The organism is Marinobacter alexandrii (genome assembly GCA_039984955.1).
Lineage (GTDB): Bacteria > Bacteroidota > Bacteroidia > Cytophagales > Cyclobacteriaceae > Ekhidna.
Window position 1 is genome coordinate 1,315,465 of sequence record JBDWTN010000007.1, and the last position, 15,936, is coordinate 1,331,400.

Sequence of the window (15,936 nt, forward strand, 5' to 3'; positions counted from 1 at the left end):
TGCCATGCAGCAGAAAGATTGCTACCAACTTGGGGAAGTAATCAAGACCCATGGTCTTAAGGGTGAAGTAAACATTTTTTTGGATGTAGATTTCCCAAATGAATATCAGAAATTGGAATCAGTTTTTCTTGAACAGCAAGGAAAGCTGATTCCTTTTTTTATTGATACAATTCAGATAAATAATGGAAAGGCTTTAGTCAAATTTGAAGATGTTGATTCTTTGGATGAAGGAAAATCTCTTATCAAGTCTAAACTCTTTCTCCCACTTTCCTCCTTACCAGTATTGAATGACCACCAATATTACTTCCATGAATTGGTTGATTGCGAAGTTTACGAATCTTCTACCCTCATTGGAATTGTAAAGAATGTAATTGACCTCAATGGCAATCAGTTGCTATCAGTAGACATGAAGGGATCCGAAGTGTTGATTCCCCTTAAGGATGAAATTCTAATTGAAGTTGATGTTTCATCAAAAAAAATTGATGTAGACTTACCAGAAGGTCTATTAGATATATATAATGAGTAACTTGATATCGTGCGGATAGATATAATCACCTGTCTTCCTGATCTTTTTGAAGGACCATTAACACAAAGTATTGTGAAGAGATCCATGGATAAGGGACTTGTTGAACTCGATATCCATAACCTTCGCGACTACTCTGAGGATAAACATCTGAATGTAGATGACTATGCATTTGGAGGTGGGGCTGGCATGGTGCTTAGAGTTGAGCCTATCGATATGTGCATCTCGACATTAAAATCGAAGAGAACATACGATGAGGTCATCTACTTAACCCCTGATGGAGAAACCTACAATCAGTCCATCGCTAATCAGCTTTCTTTGAAACAAAACTTTATCTTTCTCTGTGGCCATTATAAGGGAGTAGATCAGCGAGTTCGAGACCATTTGGTGACTCGGGAGATTAGTATTGGAGATTATGTACTTTCAGGTGGGGAACTTGCCGCCATGGTTTTAGCCGATTCTTTAATTAGACTGGTTCCGGGAGTCTTAAATGACGAGACGTCTGCCCTTTCTGATTCTTTTCAAGACAATCTATTAGCCCCTCCGGTGTACACACGTCCAGCAGAATATAAAGGATGGAAGGTTCCAGACATACTTACTTCAGGGCATGAAGCCAAAATAGAGGAATGGCGAAGCAATCAAGCATTAAAAAGGACTGAAGAAAGACGTCCTGATCTTTTAGATTAAATCCAACTTAAAATACCCCTAGATGGGTATTTTAATTAGCCTTAAGAGTCCGTGTATTTGTATTCAAACAAATACTACCATGAAGACTCTTTATCATTCAATCAAATTTTTTAGTGCCATTATCTGTATTTCCACGCTTCTATTCATAACCAGTTGTGGTAGTGATGGCGACAGTCCTGCTGAACCCGATGATGCAAATGCCTACCTTAATGAAAACATCATTCTTCCTGCAGGAAGTTTTACTGTCAGTGTAGATCAGATTACAGAAACAAATGATGTTACCATTCAAAGCAACCCATCAGGATCCACCATGCAAGTGGTTGGAGGACAACAAATCAATGTCAGCATTCCATTCACTTCTCAAAATAGCAATGTCACACATGCTGGAATACGATTCGGTGATAGAGGAGACATCATCATGATTCCTATTCCTGGCGCTAATGGAAATTCCAGTGGAACCTTAGATTTTGCATTTGCTATTCCTCCAGACATTTGCGAAAATTTGAACGACATCTGCCATGATATCAGATGCTACGAATTTGCAGTGACTTCAGATGGAACTGGCAACTCATTTCAAGCATCTCGTTCAAACATCAATCAACTAGCATCTGCTTGTGGAGGTTGTGATGAACCACAATGCGTAGCATTGTTAGGTCCCGGATGTGGAGCTGCTGGTGGAGATGGGGACCCACGATTTAATCTAACCTGGGATAATGGCAATGTCGATCTAGACCTTATGGTTCGTGATCCCAACGGAGACCTACTTGGATTCGAAGGTTCGGGAACATCACCTTCAGGAGGTGTATGGGATATCGACTGCACAGGTTCATGCACAGATGAGAACATTACCTGGATTAATGGAGGACCTAGCGGTACTTATAGCTACTATGTAAACTACTTCGGAGGAACTGGCTCGGCAAACTGGACAATTCGGGTTTTCGATGGTGGCAGAATCGTCGGAAGCCAATCAGGATCTTTATCTTCTGAAGGAGATTCGCAGACATATTCTTACTCCAGGTAACGATCTTAGGAAATTGAGGCGGCTTTTAATCCAAAGCTGCTTCTCTTCTTTAGCAATTACCCCTAGATAGGTATTTTCCTTTCTATTATATCATAGGATATTTATTGAAAATTTAAAATGACACAAAAGCATTTTCGAGTACTTTTAACTTAATCAAGTAACTAACCAAAATCTTCAAAATGAAAACATTAAAAAAGCTTCATCTGAGTGTGGTAGTCTGTATTTTTCTTTTTGCCTGCACTGATGATCGTCCTGCAAACAACCTAGACGATTCAACCCATAACCACGAAGGTTATGATCATAATATGGAAGGAATAGAAGATAATTTTCCTTTTGTAGCTCCAACACATGTAAAATCTGGAAACAAAATATTAGATGCATTTGCTGTCAAATTTGTATTAGGATCTTACAAAACCAAGCTTTGGTACATTTATGTCTATAATGATGACACTACTGAATTAGCAATTGGATACAAAATCAGCAATACTATACCTCCTGATGTTGAAGGTTATTCCTGGAAAGAATTAGTTGAGCAAAGAAATGAAAAACAAATCATTAGAAGTAAAAGACATAGAAATCAATTTATGAGCAAAAGAAGGCGAATCGTTAGTCAAGTCATTATTGTTCCTTCCAGAAAAGATGGAAACCAATATTCTATTGATGATTTATATGTACACCTTTTTACAGATAAGAATAAAATTTCTCCAGAAGAATACTTTAACATGAATTATAAACTTGAGATAGAATCAAAAACTCTTCACAAAGGCACCATACATTTCCCTGGTCTGGGTGGAGGAGGTTAAATGAAACATTTAATTATCCTATTAATTATAAGTTCTAATTTTTGTTTTGCTCAGACGGTTGTTTTAGAATCTAAAATTGATCAAGCTCAACAACTTGCTGATAGTGGACAATATGAGTCTACTATCAGCCTTCTTCATGAAATACTTCCTAACGCTCAAAGTCAAAATTCTGAATACCTGATTAGAATTTATATGCTTCTAGCAAAATCACATAGTTATACAGGAATACTAGACTATGGCTTAAGATACTATAAACTAGCACTGGAGGAGGCGAATGAAAATAACCAGTTGAAAACACAAGGTCAGTCTCTTTTGGGAATTGGATCTGTCTACTTCGCAATGGATAGTGTTATTAAAGCTAAGACGTATTTCGAGCAATCTTTGCCAATCCTAGAAGAACTTAAAGACACACTTAACCTAGCTTATATCAATAGTAATATTGCTCTCTTTAATTCTGATATGGGTAACCATGAAGAGGCGAATAAGAAGTTTACCAAAGCAATTCTATATTTCAAACTTCTTGAAGATTGGCATGGGATAGCATCCACTAACTATAACATGGGCATAAACGAATCAAGAAGGGGTGACCTAAATAAAGCCATCGATCAGTTCCAGAAATGCTATGACATAAGTCAGAAGCATAGTCTAATTGAAGATGGTGCAAAAGCCATTCGAAGAATTGCAATTGAATATTTTAAGCAAGAAAATTATGAGAAAGCATCATTATACTTTCTGAAATTTGATACCCTTGGGCATGATGTCTTTCATCAAGATTCAAAAGAGATAATTTTAGAATTCGAGACAGAGTTTAAGACAGCTAAACTTGAAAGAGATAGTGCTCGAAAACAAACAAAAATTCAGTTTCTATATTTTGTTTCTGGCTTCATTCTTCTAATCTCATTGTCAGGTTATTTCATTCTTGATCAAAGAAGAAGGCGAATAAAAAGTTCTTCAAACCAAAAGATAAATGACCTCCTCCAGCAACAAGAAACGCAAACAACACACGCACTTTTGGAGGGCCAAGATAAAGAACGGAAAAGAGTTGCTGCTGAATTGCATGATAGCCTTGGGAGTATCTTAGTTACGTTAAATATGTATGCCGACACTCTCATTACTAAAGATTCAAAAGAAATGAAAAGCATTGCGCTGAAAATCAGTGAGACAGCTCAATTGGCAAATGAAGAAACACGAAAAATTTCTCATAGTTTAGATTCTGGAATGCTAAAGCACTTTGGGCTTGAAGCTGCAATCAATCAACTCTCAGAGGCTGTAAGTACAGCAAAACAAATAAAGTTTGACTCAAGTATTCAGCTTCAATCAGCACTCTCTACTGACATGAGTCTCGAGATTTATAGAGTTATTCAAGAGTTAGTAAATAACTCACTCAAACATTCACAATGTTCTAGAATCAGACTTGAATTAACCTCAATAAAAGACAGCTTGAATTTAATTTATGAAGATAATGGGGTTGGTTTCAAGAAAGAAGAAGTCATTCGAGGAATGGGGTTGAAAAATATTGAAAATAGAGTAGATAAGTTAAATGGAGAGCTCACTATTGACTCTTCACCTAATCATGGCAGCACCTGTATCATTGAAATCTTTTCATCATGAGTTCAATTAAAATTTTAATAGCGGATGATCATCAAATTGTTTTAGATGGTCTAAAGATGGTACTAGGCTCACACGAAGATTTTGAAGTTGTTGGTGAAGCATCGAATGGAATAGAAGTGCTTGATTTTTTAGTAAAGAACAGAGCTGACATTGTAGTTCTAGACATTAACATGCCAGAAATGGACGGCATCAAATGTGCGAAAAAAATAAAAGCCACCTACCCCAAAATCAAAGTCATCATTTTAACTATGTACGCACAAAAATCCTTCGTAGAGGAAATTGTAAAAATCGGTATTGATGGATGCTTACTTAAAAACAATACAGGCAAAGAACTTTCAGAAGCTATTACAAGAGTACATAGTGGAATGTCATACTATGATCAAATTCAAACATTCAATAAGGATGATAAAAATCAAAAAGAGTTACCGTTAAGCGAGAGAGAAATAGAAATAATCAGAAAATTAGCTGACGGGTTAACGAGTTCACAAATATCAAATACCCTTTTCATCTCTGAACATACGGTAAAAACGCATCGAAAAAACATTCTCAAAAAACTAGATTTGCATAGCAGTTCCGAGCTCATCCAGTACGCACTTAATAAAGGGATTATTTGATAAGCGTATTCAATATTTATTTTTGAATATTATGTCTCAAATTATTCCGGTTATTTCTATATTTGCACTCCTTTTTTAAAACACTCAGTAAAGAGTACAGAAATGAGCGCAGAATTATTGAAAGTAGTAGCAGAAGAATATAAAGACATTAAATCTCAATATCCTTCATTTGGACCCGGTGATACAATCAATGTACACTACAAAATTAAAGAAGGTAATAAAGAGCGTGTTCAGCAGTTCCAAGGAACTGTGATGTCTATCAATAACAAAAACACTAACGGTGAGACTTTTATTGTAAGAAAAGTCTCAGGTGATATTGCTGTAGAAAGAATTTTTCCAATTCTAACTCCAAATATTGATAAAATTGAAGTTCTTAGAAGAGGAAGAGTGCGAAGAGCAAAACTTTACTACCTCAGAGGACGAAAAGGAAAAGCTGCTCGAATCAAGGAAAAGCTTTCAAGATAAAAAATTCAATCCCGACGATACTGTCGGGATTTTTTTTGCTCTTTATCCTCTTAACTTAGCTTTCAAATGGAGCTGATTTTTTCAAAATATCAGGGAACAGGAAATGACTTCATCCTTATAGATGACAGACAAAAGAAATTTCCACTGTCAAGCATTGATCTAGTCCAACAACTCTGCGATCGCCGCTTCGGCATAGGTGCAGATGGCCTTATTCTAATTCAGGAGCATTCTGAATTAGATTATAAAATGATTTATTTCAATTCGGATGGTACTCAAAGTTTATGTGGTAATGGATCCAGGTGCGGTTTTGCTTTTGCGCGCTCATTGAAAATAGTCGCTGACCATGCAACGTTCGAAACCACAGATGGAATTCACAAAATAAAACTTGAGGATGGAAAAATACATTTTCAACTGTTTGATGTTAGTGGTTTGGAAAAGATAGCTCAGGATGAATGGTATGTTAACACTGGATCCCCACACCATATTGTCATATCAGAATCAGTAGAAAATCATGATGTAGTATCAGAGGGGCGAACTATTCGAAACCAACCTACTTATTCCAGCCAAAATGGCACAAATGTGAATTTCGCACAGCTTTTGCAGGATAAGGTGAAAATTAGAACATATGAGAGGGGTGTAGAAAATGAAACATTAAGTTGCGGAACCGGAGCTACGGCAGTGGGGATTTTAGCTGGAAGGCTTGGGTTCAAAAGTCCAGTAGAAATTCAAACAATGGGAGGCGAATTAAATATTTCTTTCAAACAGGAAGGAGATACATTTACCGATATTTGGCTTGCAGGTCCTGCAGAAAAGGTGTTTGAAGGAAGTGTAACAATCTGATCACTCTTACATTAATCCATTATAACTTTAAGGCCTTATAGGCTAAATTTTAAAACCAGACGGCTAAACGTAAAACAAGAGGCCTCCAAATAAAATTTCTCAATGCTAAACTCGATTACGAAGGGATTTGCCAAAGTATTTGGCACGAAAACAGAGAAGGATCTAAAAGAGCTTACCCCATATGTAGGCCTTATCAATACTGAATATGATAAACTTAAAAACATTTCTGATGATGAGCTTCGAGGAAAAACAACAGAATTAAAAGGAATCATTAAGGATCACCTCAAGAACATCGATGATCAAATTGAAACGCTACATAAACAAGTAGAAGCTGATGTTTCATTGGATGTCCATCAAAAGGAAGATATTTTCAGTCAGATAGATAAACTTGAAAGTGATCGGGACGAAGAATTAGAAAAAGTTCTTCTCAATATCTTACCAGTAGGATTTGCAGTAGTTAGAGAGACTGCCAGACGATTTGCAGAAAACGAAAAAATTGTTGTTCAAGCTACCCAATACGATAAAGAATTAGCTGCTAAGAAAACCAATGTAGAAATCAATGGAGAGACAGCAACATGGAAAAATAAATGGCTTGCTGCAGGAAATGAGGTAGTTTGGAATATGGTTCACTACGACGTTCAACTTATTGGGGGGGTCGTTTTGCATCAAGGAAAAATTGCGGAGATGCAAACTGGTGAAGGTAAAACCTTAGTAGCTACGCTTCCTGCGTATCTAAATGCGTTGGCCGAACGTGGAGTACATATTGTAACAGTAAATGACTACTTAGCTAGAAGAGATGCCGAATGGAATGCTCCTATCTTCGAATTCCACGGTCTAAGAATTGATTGCATTGACAATCATCAACCAAATTCTCCTGAAAGGAGAAATGCTTATTCAGCAGACATTACTTACGGAACCAATAATGAGTTTGGGTTTGATTATTTGAGAGACAACATGTCTAGAAGTCCAGAAGAGCTTGTTCAAAAGAAACACCATTACGCTATGGTGGATGAAGTTGACTCAGTGTTAATAGATGACGCTCGAACACCCCTCATAATATCTGGACCTATTCCAAAAGGAGATGAGCATGAATTCTATGATTTAAAACCTAGAATCCAACGGCTAGTAGATGCTCAAAGGAAGTTAGTTAGTGATTACTTGAATGAAGCTAAAAAATTAATGAAGGAAGGAAAAGAAGCAGAGGCTGGACTCCCTCTTTTCAGAGCTTTCAGAGGACTCCCTAAGAGTAAGCCTATCATTAAATTCATGAGTGAGACTGGAATCAAACAAATTCTTCAAAAGACTGAAAATATTTATTTGGCTGACAACCAGAAAAAAATGCCAGAGGCAGATGAACCTCTTTTCTTCACAATAGATGAGAAAATTAATAGCATTGATTTAACTGAAAAAGGCATTGATTTGATAACTGGAGAAGGCGAAGACACTAATTTCTTCATCCTTCCTGATATTGGAGACGAAATTGCCCGATTAGAAAAAGACGAAGAGGTCTCTGAAACTGACAAGCTTCAAAAGAAAGAAACAATCATCCGAGATTATAATATAAAAGGTCAACGTATTCACTCAGTAAATCAACTCCTAAAGGCTTACTGTATGTATGAAAAAGATACAGAATATGTTGTCATGGATGATAAAGTTAAAATTGTCGATGAGCAGACTGGCCGTATCATGGAAGGAAGAAGATATTCTGATGGTTTGCATCAGGCTATTGAAGCCAAAGAAAATGTGAAGGTGGAAGATGCAACCCAAACCTATGCAACGGTTACACTTCAGAATTACTTCAGGATGTATCACAAACTGGCAGGTATGACTGGAACAGCTGAAACGGAAGCTGGAGAATTTTGGGATATCTATGAATTAGATGTGGCTGTCATTCCTACTAACCGTCCCATATCTAGAAAAGATGTAAATGATAAGGTTTATAAAACCATTAGGGAGAAATTCAATGCTGTAGCAGAAGAAGTTGTTGAATTGACACAAGCAGGAAGACCGGTACTCGTCGGTACGACTTCAGTAGAAATTTCAGAGCTACTCAGCAGAATGTTGCAAATGCGAAACATTAAGCATCAGGTCTTAAATGCAAAGCAACATGCTAAGGAAGCAGATGTAGTAGCTGAAGCTGGGAAACCAGGTGCAGTTACAATTGCCACAAACATGGCCGGTCGAGGTACTGATATTAAACTTACTGATGAAGTAAAAACGGCAGGAGGCTTGGCCATCATTGGTACGGAAAGACACGAATCCAGACGAGTGGACAGACAATTAAGAGGTCGGTCCGGACGACAAGGAGATCCTGGATCTTCGCAATTCTATGTTTCATTAGAAGACAACCTAATGAGGCTTTTCATGTCTGACAGGGTAGCCAAAATCATGGATAGATTAGGCCTACAAGAAGGAGAAGTCATCCAACATTCTATGATTACTAAATCTATTGAGCGAGCACAACGCAAGGTTGAAGAAAACAACTTTGCTATCAGGAAAAACCTTCTTGAGTATGACGATGTAATGAATAGTCAGCGTGAGGTTATATACAAGAGGAGGAGAAACGCACTATATGGAGAGCGTTTAGAGTTGGATATTCTAAACATGCTTTTGGAAACTTGTGAGGACATCATTTTCACAGCAAAAGGTCAGAACGATCTTGACAGTTTAAAGCTAAATGCAATCTCGATCCTTGGTCTTGATTTCAATATTTCTCAAGAAGAGCTTGAAAAAACTGATGAAAGTTCCCTTTCTGAAAAACTCTATGAAGAAGCGCTCAAAAATTATCATCAAAAAAATCAACATATTAAGGACAAGGCGCTTCCTATATTAAAACAGCTTAAATTGACACGAGGTGCTACATTAGAAAATGTTCTGGTTCCCTTCACTGATGGAAAAAAACAAATAGGTACATCTGTCAACCTAGATAAAGCAGTTGAAACCGAAGCGAAGGAAGTAATTCTGGAAATGGAGAAAATGATTGCTTTAGCAACCATAGATCTTTTATGGAAAGAGCATCTGCGTGATATGGATGACCTTCGTCAGAGTGTAAGAAATGCACAATACGAACAAAAGGATCCCCTATTGATTTATAAGTTTGAAGGCTTTGAAATGTTCAAGCGATTTATTGGCAAGGTCAATGAAGAAACTATTTCATTTCTTATGAAATCTGAAATTCCTGTAGAGCAAGCGGATGACGTTCAGGCCGCTCAAAAACAACGAACAAGTAGAGATTATCAGGAGCAGAAAGAAGAAAGCAGGTCGGCTCTCGCAGGCCCTCAGGGTGGAAATAGACCCCCTGTCCAACAACAGACGCAACCAGTCCAATCCCAGAAGATTGCTAGCAGAAACCAACGTGTGAATGTCCAGTATGCAGATGGATCTGTAAAAAAAGATGTAAAATACAAAACAGTGGAGGACGATATTAAAAACAATAAATGCGTTTTAATCGACTAATCATATTAATCACTCTTGTAGCTTGCAAGGCTACCACTCCTACATCATCTTCGGGTTCATACTCAGAAGACTTGAGTGTTCATAGACCGGCAATAGAGTCTAATGAAAAACCATTAGAGAAATCTGAACAAGAAATCAAAACTGAACCATACGCGCCTTTAACAGGTCATATCAGACAGGAACTAGATAGCATAGCAAAAGTTGCATATTCTCTGAATAAGGAAGGAAGATATGTTGATGGCTTTGTTATTCAAGTCTATTCAGGAAATGACAGGAACGAAGCAAATCGTACGCGATCCAAAATGTATGAATTGTTCGCTGACCTTCAACCTAAAATTTCTTATCATCAACCAAATTTTAGAGTTAAAGCCGGGCGCTTTACGAATCGTCTAAGAGCCAATCGAATCCATCAAGAAGTAAAAGAAGAATTTCCTCGAGCACTGCTAATTCCTGAAAGATTTTTTCTTAAATATGAATGACCTCATTCAAAAAATAAAATCGCTTTCAACATCGTATTTTGAGGAAATTCTTGAAATTAGAAGACATATTCATTCAAATCCAGAATTGTCATTCCAAGAATACAACACTGCTGATTTCATTGAATCAAAACTCAAAGAATTTGGCATCACAAATGCAAAAAGAATAGCAGATACTGGAGTTACTTTTTGCCTAGAAGGCAAAGAAAAAGGCAAAACTGTTGCACTTCGTGCTGATATTGATGCACTTCCCATTACCGAGGCTAACGATGTAGCTTACAAGTCCCAGAATCAAGGCGTTATGCATGCATGCGGTCATGATGTTCACACTTCAAATCTTTTGGGTGTGGCAAAAATTCTATCACAACTTACAAACGAATTTAGCGGTACTGTTAAATTTATTTTCCAACCAGGAGAAGAAAAATCGCCGGGTGGTGCTTCGATATTGATAAAAGAAGGAATACTTAAAAATCCATCTCCTGAAAAAATACTTGGTCAACATGTCATGCCTCTTATTCCAGAGGGAAAAGTAGGATTTAGAATTGGCAAGTATATGGCTAGTGCCGATGAAGTGTATCTCACTGTGAAAGGTAAGGGAGGACATGCAGCTATGCCAGAAGCTTTTGTCGATCCTATAGCAATAGCGAGTCAAATCATCGTTGCATTGCAGCAAATTGTTAGTAGAATGGCAAATCCCAAAATTCCTTCTGTTCTTTCATTTGGGAAAATTTCAGGAGGCAATGTGAATAACGTTATTCCTGAAGAAGTTAAAATCGATGGCACTTTCAGGACATTTGATGAAGAATGGAGAAAGGAGGCACTACAGAAAATCAAGGAAATAGCATCTTCGATAGCATCCTCAATGGGAGCTTCTTGTGATGTCAACATTGCGTCTGGATATCCATTTTTGGTCAATGATGAACTTTATACGCTCAAAAATATTGCCGCAGCTAAAGCTTACATGGGAGAGGAAAATGTTGTGGAATTAGACTTGTGGATGGCGGCTGAAGATTTTGCTTTTTATACGCATGAAGTTCCTGGCTGCTTTTACCGCTTAGGTACCCGAAATGAAAAAGAAGGAATTACCTCAGGAGTCCACACCCCCACATTCAATATAGATGAAAATGCATTAAAAACAGGAATGGGCTTGATGGCCTATTTAGCTATTCATGAGTTAAATAGCTAGTCTATAAAGCAATTTCTGTTTGAAATCTGAATACTAGATATTCCGTGGTTTGGCCAGGAAATGTCTGATAGCTGATGTCGCTTTGAAATTTTAAGTCATGGCCAGATATATACCTAGAGATACCCAATGTGTACTCTTTTTGATCCGCAAAAACGGTTTGAACAGCATCAGCATCTATGTTGGTAAATCTTCCAGCAATCTCCCAATTAGACGAAAATAGATAACCTGCTTGAAATACAAAACCTGTTCCTGTCCCATAGATTCCAGTATTGTCATTGGAACTTCGTTTCACGAATTCAGACATTGCTGATATTCCATTGTATTTAAACATCATATCTGCAATGAAAGACTTAAGATCACTTGATGTATACTCACCCACACTATCAACTAAAAAACCACCGAGATTTCCTCTAGAGCGAGATGCTTTTATATTTAAATCACCGGTTATACCTATTGATAACTTTGGAGATGATTCTCTTTTTAAATCTGATCCAAAATAATCTCCCTTACCTGTAAAGCTCCCCATCGGAAGAAACTCTAGCCTTCCTGTGAGCTGGTGGCCTCCTCCAGGATTTCTATCAATCACATTCCGGCCCTGCCCCATAGAAATTGCAAGCATCTGCTTGAATTTATCGTTAGAACTCTTATGCCGCAATTGGACTCCAACATCACGATCAAGGTTATATCTGGAATTCACCAAACTCCGATCTACGAATTGTAGGTCTTGAGAGGAGATAACTCGTTCTCTATTTCCAGGTAATTTTGTTTGTCCGTACCAAACCTGCCAATTATTCGTAAACTTCCATTTCACAACAGCATCCAAAACTATATTAGCGGTATTTCCAAACTCATCCGCATGTCCACTTCTTTGGTCTCTATTAGATATCGCGAGTTCAAGTTTGTAAACGATACTTGGATCTATGGCCCACCCATCGAATTTTAGTCGCATTCTTCTCACAAGAAGCGCATCTTCATAATCGTCCGTGTCAAGGTTGTACCTTCCATCATATAGTGTTTGGAATCTGAACCCGAACTTCATAGCAAAGGTTGAGTCCTTAGCAACTAGATTCAGTCTTTTACCCCAAGAACTTGAAACAGCTTCCTGAGCTTGAATATGAATAAGTATACAGGTTGAAAAAAGTAGTGTAGAGTAGATTTTTTTCATACCAGCATTTTCTATAACTCACAATGTTAACCAAATATTAACTATAGATTAAATAGAATTCTTGTAATGCATGATTAATTAATCGTGTGATATTTTAATCGCCTGATTATCAAAAATATAGATGATCTCATTTATTAAATATTAGCATAATACTGACAACACATTAGTCTTCTACCTTTGCAGCAACAATTGAAATACTATGGAATACGGATTATTTGAACTGCTAAACCTGCTTGGAGCTCTTGGCTTTTTCATTTACGGGATGAAAGTAATGAGTGAGGGGATACAAAAAGTAGCAGGTGCCAAAATGCGAAGCATCCTTAGTTCGATGACTTCCAATCGATTTAAAGGTGTTTTCACTGGGTTTACCATTACAAGTCTCGTTCAATCTTCTTCAGCTACTACAGTGTTGGTCGTAAGCTTCGTAAATGCAGGACTACTGTCGCTCACAGAATCAATTGGAGTCATTATGGGTGCCAACATTGGCACAACCATAACCGCATGGCTAATTTCCATTGTTGGATTTAAAGTAAAAATAGCTAGCTACGCACTTCCAATAATTGCTCTGGGTTTTCCATTGATGTTTTTCAATCGAGATAAGCTGAAATTCTGGGGTGAAGTTTTAGTTGGTTTCGCCCTATTATTCATGGGACTAGCTCTCTTAAAGGATTCAGTTCCAGATCTCAAGGCAAATCCTGAAATTCTAGAATTTCTTAGTCGATATACCGACTTAGGCTACCTTTCAATTTTACTATTTGTTCTAATAGGCACAGGCCTTACTGTAATTGTACAATCTTCGAGTGCTGCAATGGCTCTTACATTGGTAATGGCCAATAATGGATGGATTCCATTTGAACTTGCAGCGGCAATGGTTCTAGGTGAAAACGTTGGAACAACAATTACTGCAAACCTTGCAGCACTTGTTGGAAATGTTCACGCAAAACGAGCAGCGCTATCGCATTTGATATTTAATATATTTGGTGTTCTTTGGATTCTAATCTTAATTCGACCAGCATTAAATCTTGTAGATTGGTATTTGGTTTCAAGTGGCTCAAATTCCCCTTTCGCATCTGCAACTAGCATTCCAATAGCACTCTCAATATTTCACTCAACGTTTAATATTCTCAATACTTTATTTCTTATATGGTTTGTGAATTTCATTGCAAAAACTGTAACGAAAGCTATTAAGTCTACTGGAGAGGATGAGTTCTCATTGGAATACATCAGCACGGGTATGATGAACACTTCTGAGCTATCAATTGAAGAAGCTAGAAAAGAGACTGTCCGAATGGGTGAAATGACCCAGAAAATGTCCAAACAATTTCAGAATCTAATAATAGAAGATAAGCCTAAAAAACAAAAGAAACTCCTGAAGAAGATTCGAGATTATGAAATTATAACTGACCGAATGGAACAAGAAATTGGAGAATATTTGATGAAAGTTTCATCTAATGGTACGTTGAGTAATAGAAGCTCTATTAAAGTAACGAGCCTTTTAAGTTCCGTTAATGATCTGGAGCGTATAGGAGATATATTTTTCCAGATGTCCCGAGATATTGAGCGAATCCTGAAAAGCGAAAAGAAATTCAAGAGCAAGCAAGTGAAAAACCTTCAGGACATGATGATGCTCATCGATGAAGCACTCAAAATTATGCATGGAAACCTTGACTCTGTTGAAACAAATAATTCCTTAGAGCCAGCTATGATTATAGAAGAGAAAATTGATGCCTTGAGAAATGAATTAAGAAAGGATTTAACAAAAGATATCAAAAAGGATAAGTACGATCCGCAAAGAGATGGCTGGTATAAGGACCTATTTCACCTCTGCGAAAAGGTGGGAGATCATGCCATTAATGTTTCTGAAGCAATGACAGGCGAAAAGGAACGTGAACTGAAAGAAGAATTGGAATCAGAATGATAAGCAACTTACTCTTGTCTCCTGACATGGGAAAACGTAGTTATCAAACCATAATAGTCATTGTCATCTCAATTCTAGTATTCTTACTATCAATAGAGTTGATGGGAATCTCCATTGGGGAGTTAACTGGTGGCATGACTGATAGCATCTCCGTAGTAACAGCCAATCCATTTATAGGATTGTTTATAGGATTATTATCTACTGCTCTACTTCAAAGTAGCTCTACAACTACTTCAATAACCGTGGCAACAGTGGCTTCTGGAGCAATTAGTCTTCAAAATGCTATACCAATTGTACTTGGTGCAAATATTGGAACCACCATCACCAGCACAATCATCTCCATGAGCTACATATCTAAGCAGAAAGAGTTTAGGAAAGCAGTAGCAGCGGGTACATCACATGATTTTTTTAACATTTTAACAGCATTGCTGCTATTCCCATTAGAGGTAAATTATCGGATACTTGAAAAATTGAGTGGATATATTTCATCAGGTATTCACATCACAGGAAAGTCTGGAATTGAGCGCTCCTCAGGTTATGGATTTACTTCTATATTCGAAAATTCTACTGAATGGATTGTTTCTAAATTGGGACCTATCGTTGCACTTTTGATAGGAATTGCACTTCTCTTTACGTGCATTAAGTTCATATCAAAATGGCTATACAAAATCCTGATTGGAAGAACCAAGGACCGTTTTGAAAATGTAGTATTCAAAAATAAGTATCGAGCATTTGGCTGGGGACTAATTATAACTTCAATAGCCCAATCAAGCTCATTAACTACATCACTCATTGTTCCTCTGGTAGCTACTGGGAAAGTAAAAATCAAAAAGGCTTTTCAATTTATCATGGGTGCCAACATTGGTACTACAATTACAGCTCTTTTAGCTGCAATTTTTCAATCAGAAGCAGCTATCAGCCTAGCTATTGTACATCTGCTTTTCAATTTAAGTGGAGTAATTCTCTTTTTTATAATTCCTTATATGTCCAATTTGCCAATATATCTAGCCAAAAAAATGGGAATAATTACCATGAACATTCGTCTTGTAGGCTTTGCGTATATTCTAATAGCTTTTTTCCTACTACCTTTTACATTGATATACCTTTCGCAAACAGCTGAAAAAACGTCAGATCCGGTAGAAATAACTATAGAAGATTAGCTTTGTAATAA

14 protein-coding genes are annotated in these 15,936 nt (G+C 37.2%); 13 read left to right on the forward strand and 1 reads right to left on the reverse strand.

Features of this window, described 5'->3' with window-relative positions; all coding sequences use genetic code 11:
• Positions 1 to 4: 4 nt before the first annotated feature.
• The 11 genes from rimM (at position 5) to ABJQ32_12115 (ending at position 11,682) form a co-directional block, all read left to right on the forward strand.
• Positions 5 to 526, forward strand: a complete 522-nt coding sequence (gene rimM, locus ABJQ32_12065; GenBank protein MEP5290377.1) for a ribosome maturation factor RimM — start codon at positions 5 to 7, stop codon at positions 524 to 526.
• Positions 527 to 535: 9 nt separating this feature from the next.
• Positions 536 to 1,210, forward strand: coding sequence for a tRNA (guanosine(37)-N1)-methyltransferase TrmD (trmD, locus tag ABJQ32_12070; protein MEP5290378.1), 675 nt, complete (start codon positions 536 to 538; stop codon positions 1,208 to 1,210).
• A gap of 79 nt (positions 1,211 to 1,289) precedes the next feature.
• Positions 1,290 to 2,231 (forward strand): hypothetical protein, encoded by a 942-nt coding sequence (locus tag ABJQ32_12075; GenBank protein MEP5290379.1) that lies wholly within the window; start codon positions 1,290 to 1,292, stop codon positions 2,229 to 2,231.
• A 179-nt stretch (positions 2,232 to 2,410) separates the two neighbouring features.
• Entirely contained in the window at positions 2,411 to 3,034 is a 624-nt protein-coding gene (locus ABJQ32_12080; protein ID MEP5290380.1) for a hypothetical protein, read from the forward strand.
• A complete protein-coding gene (locus tag ABJQ32_12085) occupies positions 3,035 to 4,645 on the forward strand; it encodes a sensor histidine kinase (protein MEP5290381.1) in 1,611 nt (536 codons plus the stop codon).
• Entirely contained in the window at positions 4,642 to 5,259 is a 618-nt protein-coding gene (locus ABJQ32_12090; GenBank protein ID MEP5290382.1) for a response regulator transcription factor, read from the forward strand. The genes ABJQ32_12085 and ABJQ32_12090 overlap by 4 nt, the downstream gene beginning before the upstream one ends.
• Positions 5,260 to 5,361: 102 nt before the next feature.
• Entirely contained in the window at positions 5,362 to 5,724 is a 363-nt protein-coding gene (gene rplS / locus ABJQ32_12095; protein MEP5290383.1) for a 50S ribosomal protein L19, read from the forward strand.
• Positions 5,725 to 5,790: 66 nt separating this feature from the next.
• Entirely contained in the window at positions 5,791 to 6,564 is a 774-nt protein-coding gene (gene dapF, locus ABJQ32_12100) for a diaminopimelate epimerase (protein ID MEP5290384.1), read from the forward strand.
• Positions 6,565 to 6,666: 102 nt separating this feature from the next.
• Complete coding sequence (secA, locus tag ABJQ32_12105) at positions 6,667 to 10,020, forward strand: preprotein translocase subunit SecA (GenBank protein MEP5290385.1); 3,354 nt, start codon at positions 6,667 to 6,669, stop codon at positions 10,018 to 10,020.
• Positions 10,002 to 10,499 carry an SPOR domain-containing protein gene (locus tag ABJQ32_12110; GenBank protein MEP5290386.1) on the forward strand — a complete coding sequence of 166 codons (498 nt, stop codon included), beginning with the start codon at positions 10,002 to 10,004 and terminating at the stop codon, positions 10,497 to 10,499. Before secA ends, ABJQ32_12110 begins: the two co-directional genes overlap by 19 nt.
• Positions 10,492 to 11,682 carry a M20 family metallopeptidase gene (locus ABJQ32_12115; GenBank protein MEP5290387.1) on the forward strand — a complete coding sequence of 397 codons (1,191 nt, stop codon included), beginning with the start codon at positions 10,492 to 10,494 and terminating at the stop codon, positions 11,680 to 11,682. The genes ABJQ32_12110 and ABJQ32_12115 overlap by 8 nt, the downstream gene beginning before the upstream one ends.
• 1 nt (position 11,683) lies before the next feature.
• On the opposite strand, the gene ABJQ32_12120 is transcribed toward ABJQ32_12115, so the two are convergent.
• The gene (locus ABJQ32_12120; protein MEP5290388.1) at positions 11,684 to 12,847 is read right to left on the reverse strand and encodes a porin; all 1,164 of its coding nucleotides are present in this window, start codon (positions 12,845 to 12,847) and stop codon (positions 11,684 to 11,686) included.
• A gap of 199 nt (positions 12,848 to 13,046) precedes the next feature.
• Here ABJQ32_12120 and ABJQ32_12125 point away from each other — a divergent pair, with 199 nt between their 5' ends.
• Positions 13,047 to 14,765, forward strand: a complete 1,719-nt coding sequence (locus ABJQ32_12125; GenBank protein MEP5290389.1) for a Na/Pi cotransporter family protein — start codon at positions 13,047 to 13,049, stop codon at positions 14,763 to 14,765.
• Positions 14,762 to 15,925 (forward strand): Na/Pi symporter, encoded by a 1,164-nt coding sequence (locus ABJQ32_12130; protein MEP5290390.1) that lies wholly within the window; start codon positions 14,762 to 14,764, stop codon positions 15,923 to 15,925. The genes ABJQ32_12125 and ABJQ32_12130 overlap by 4 nt, the downstream gene beginning before the upstream one ends.
• Positions 15,926 to 15,936 lie beyond the last annotated feature (11 nt).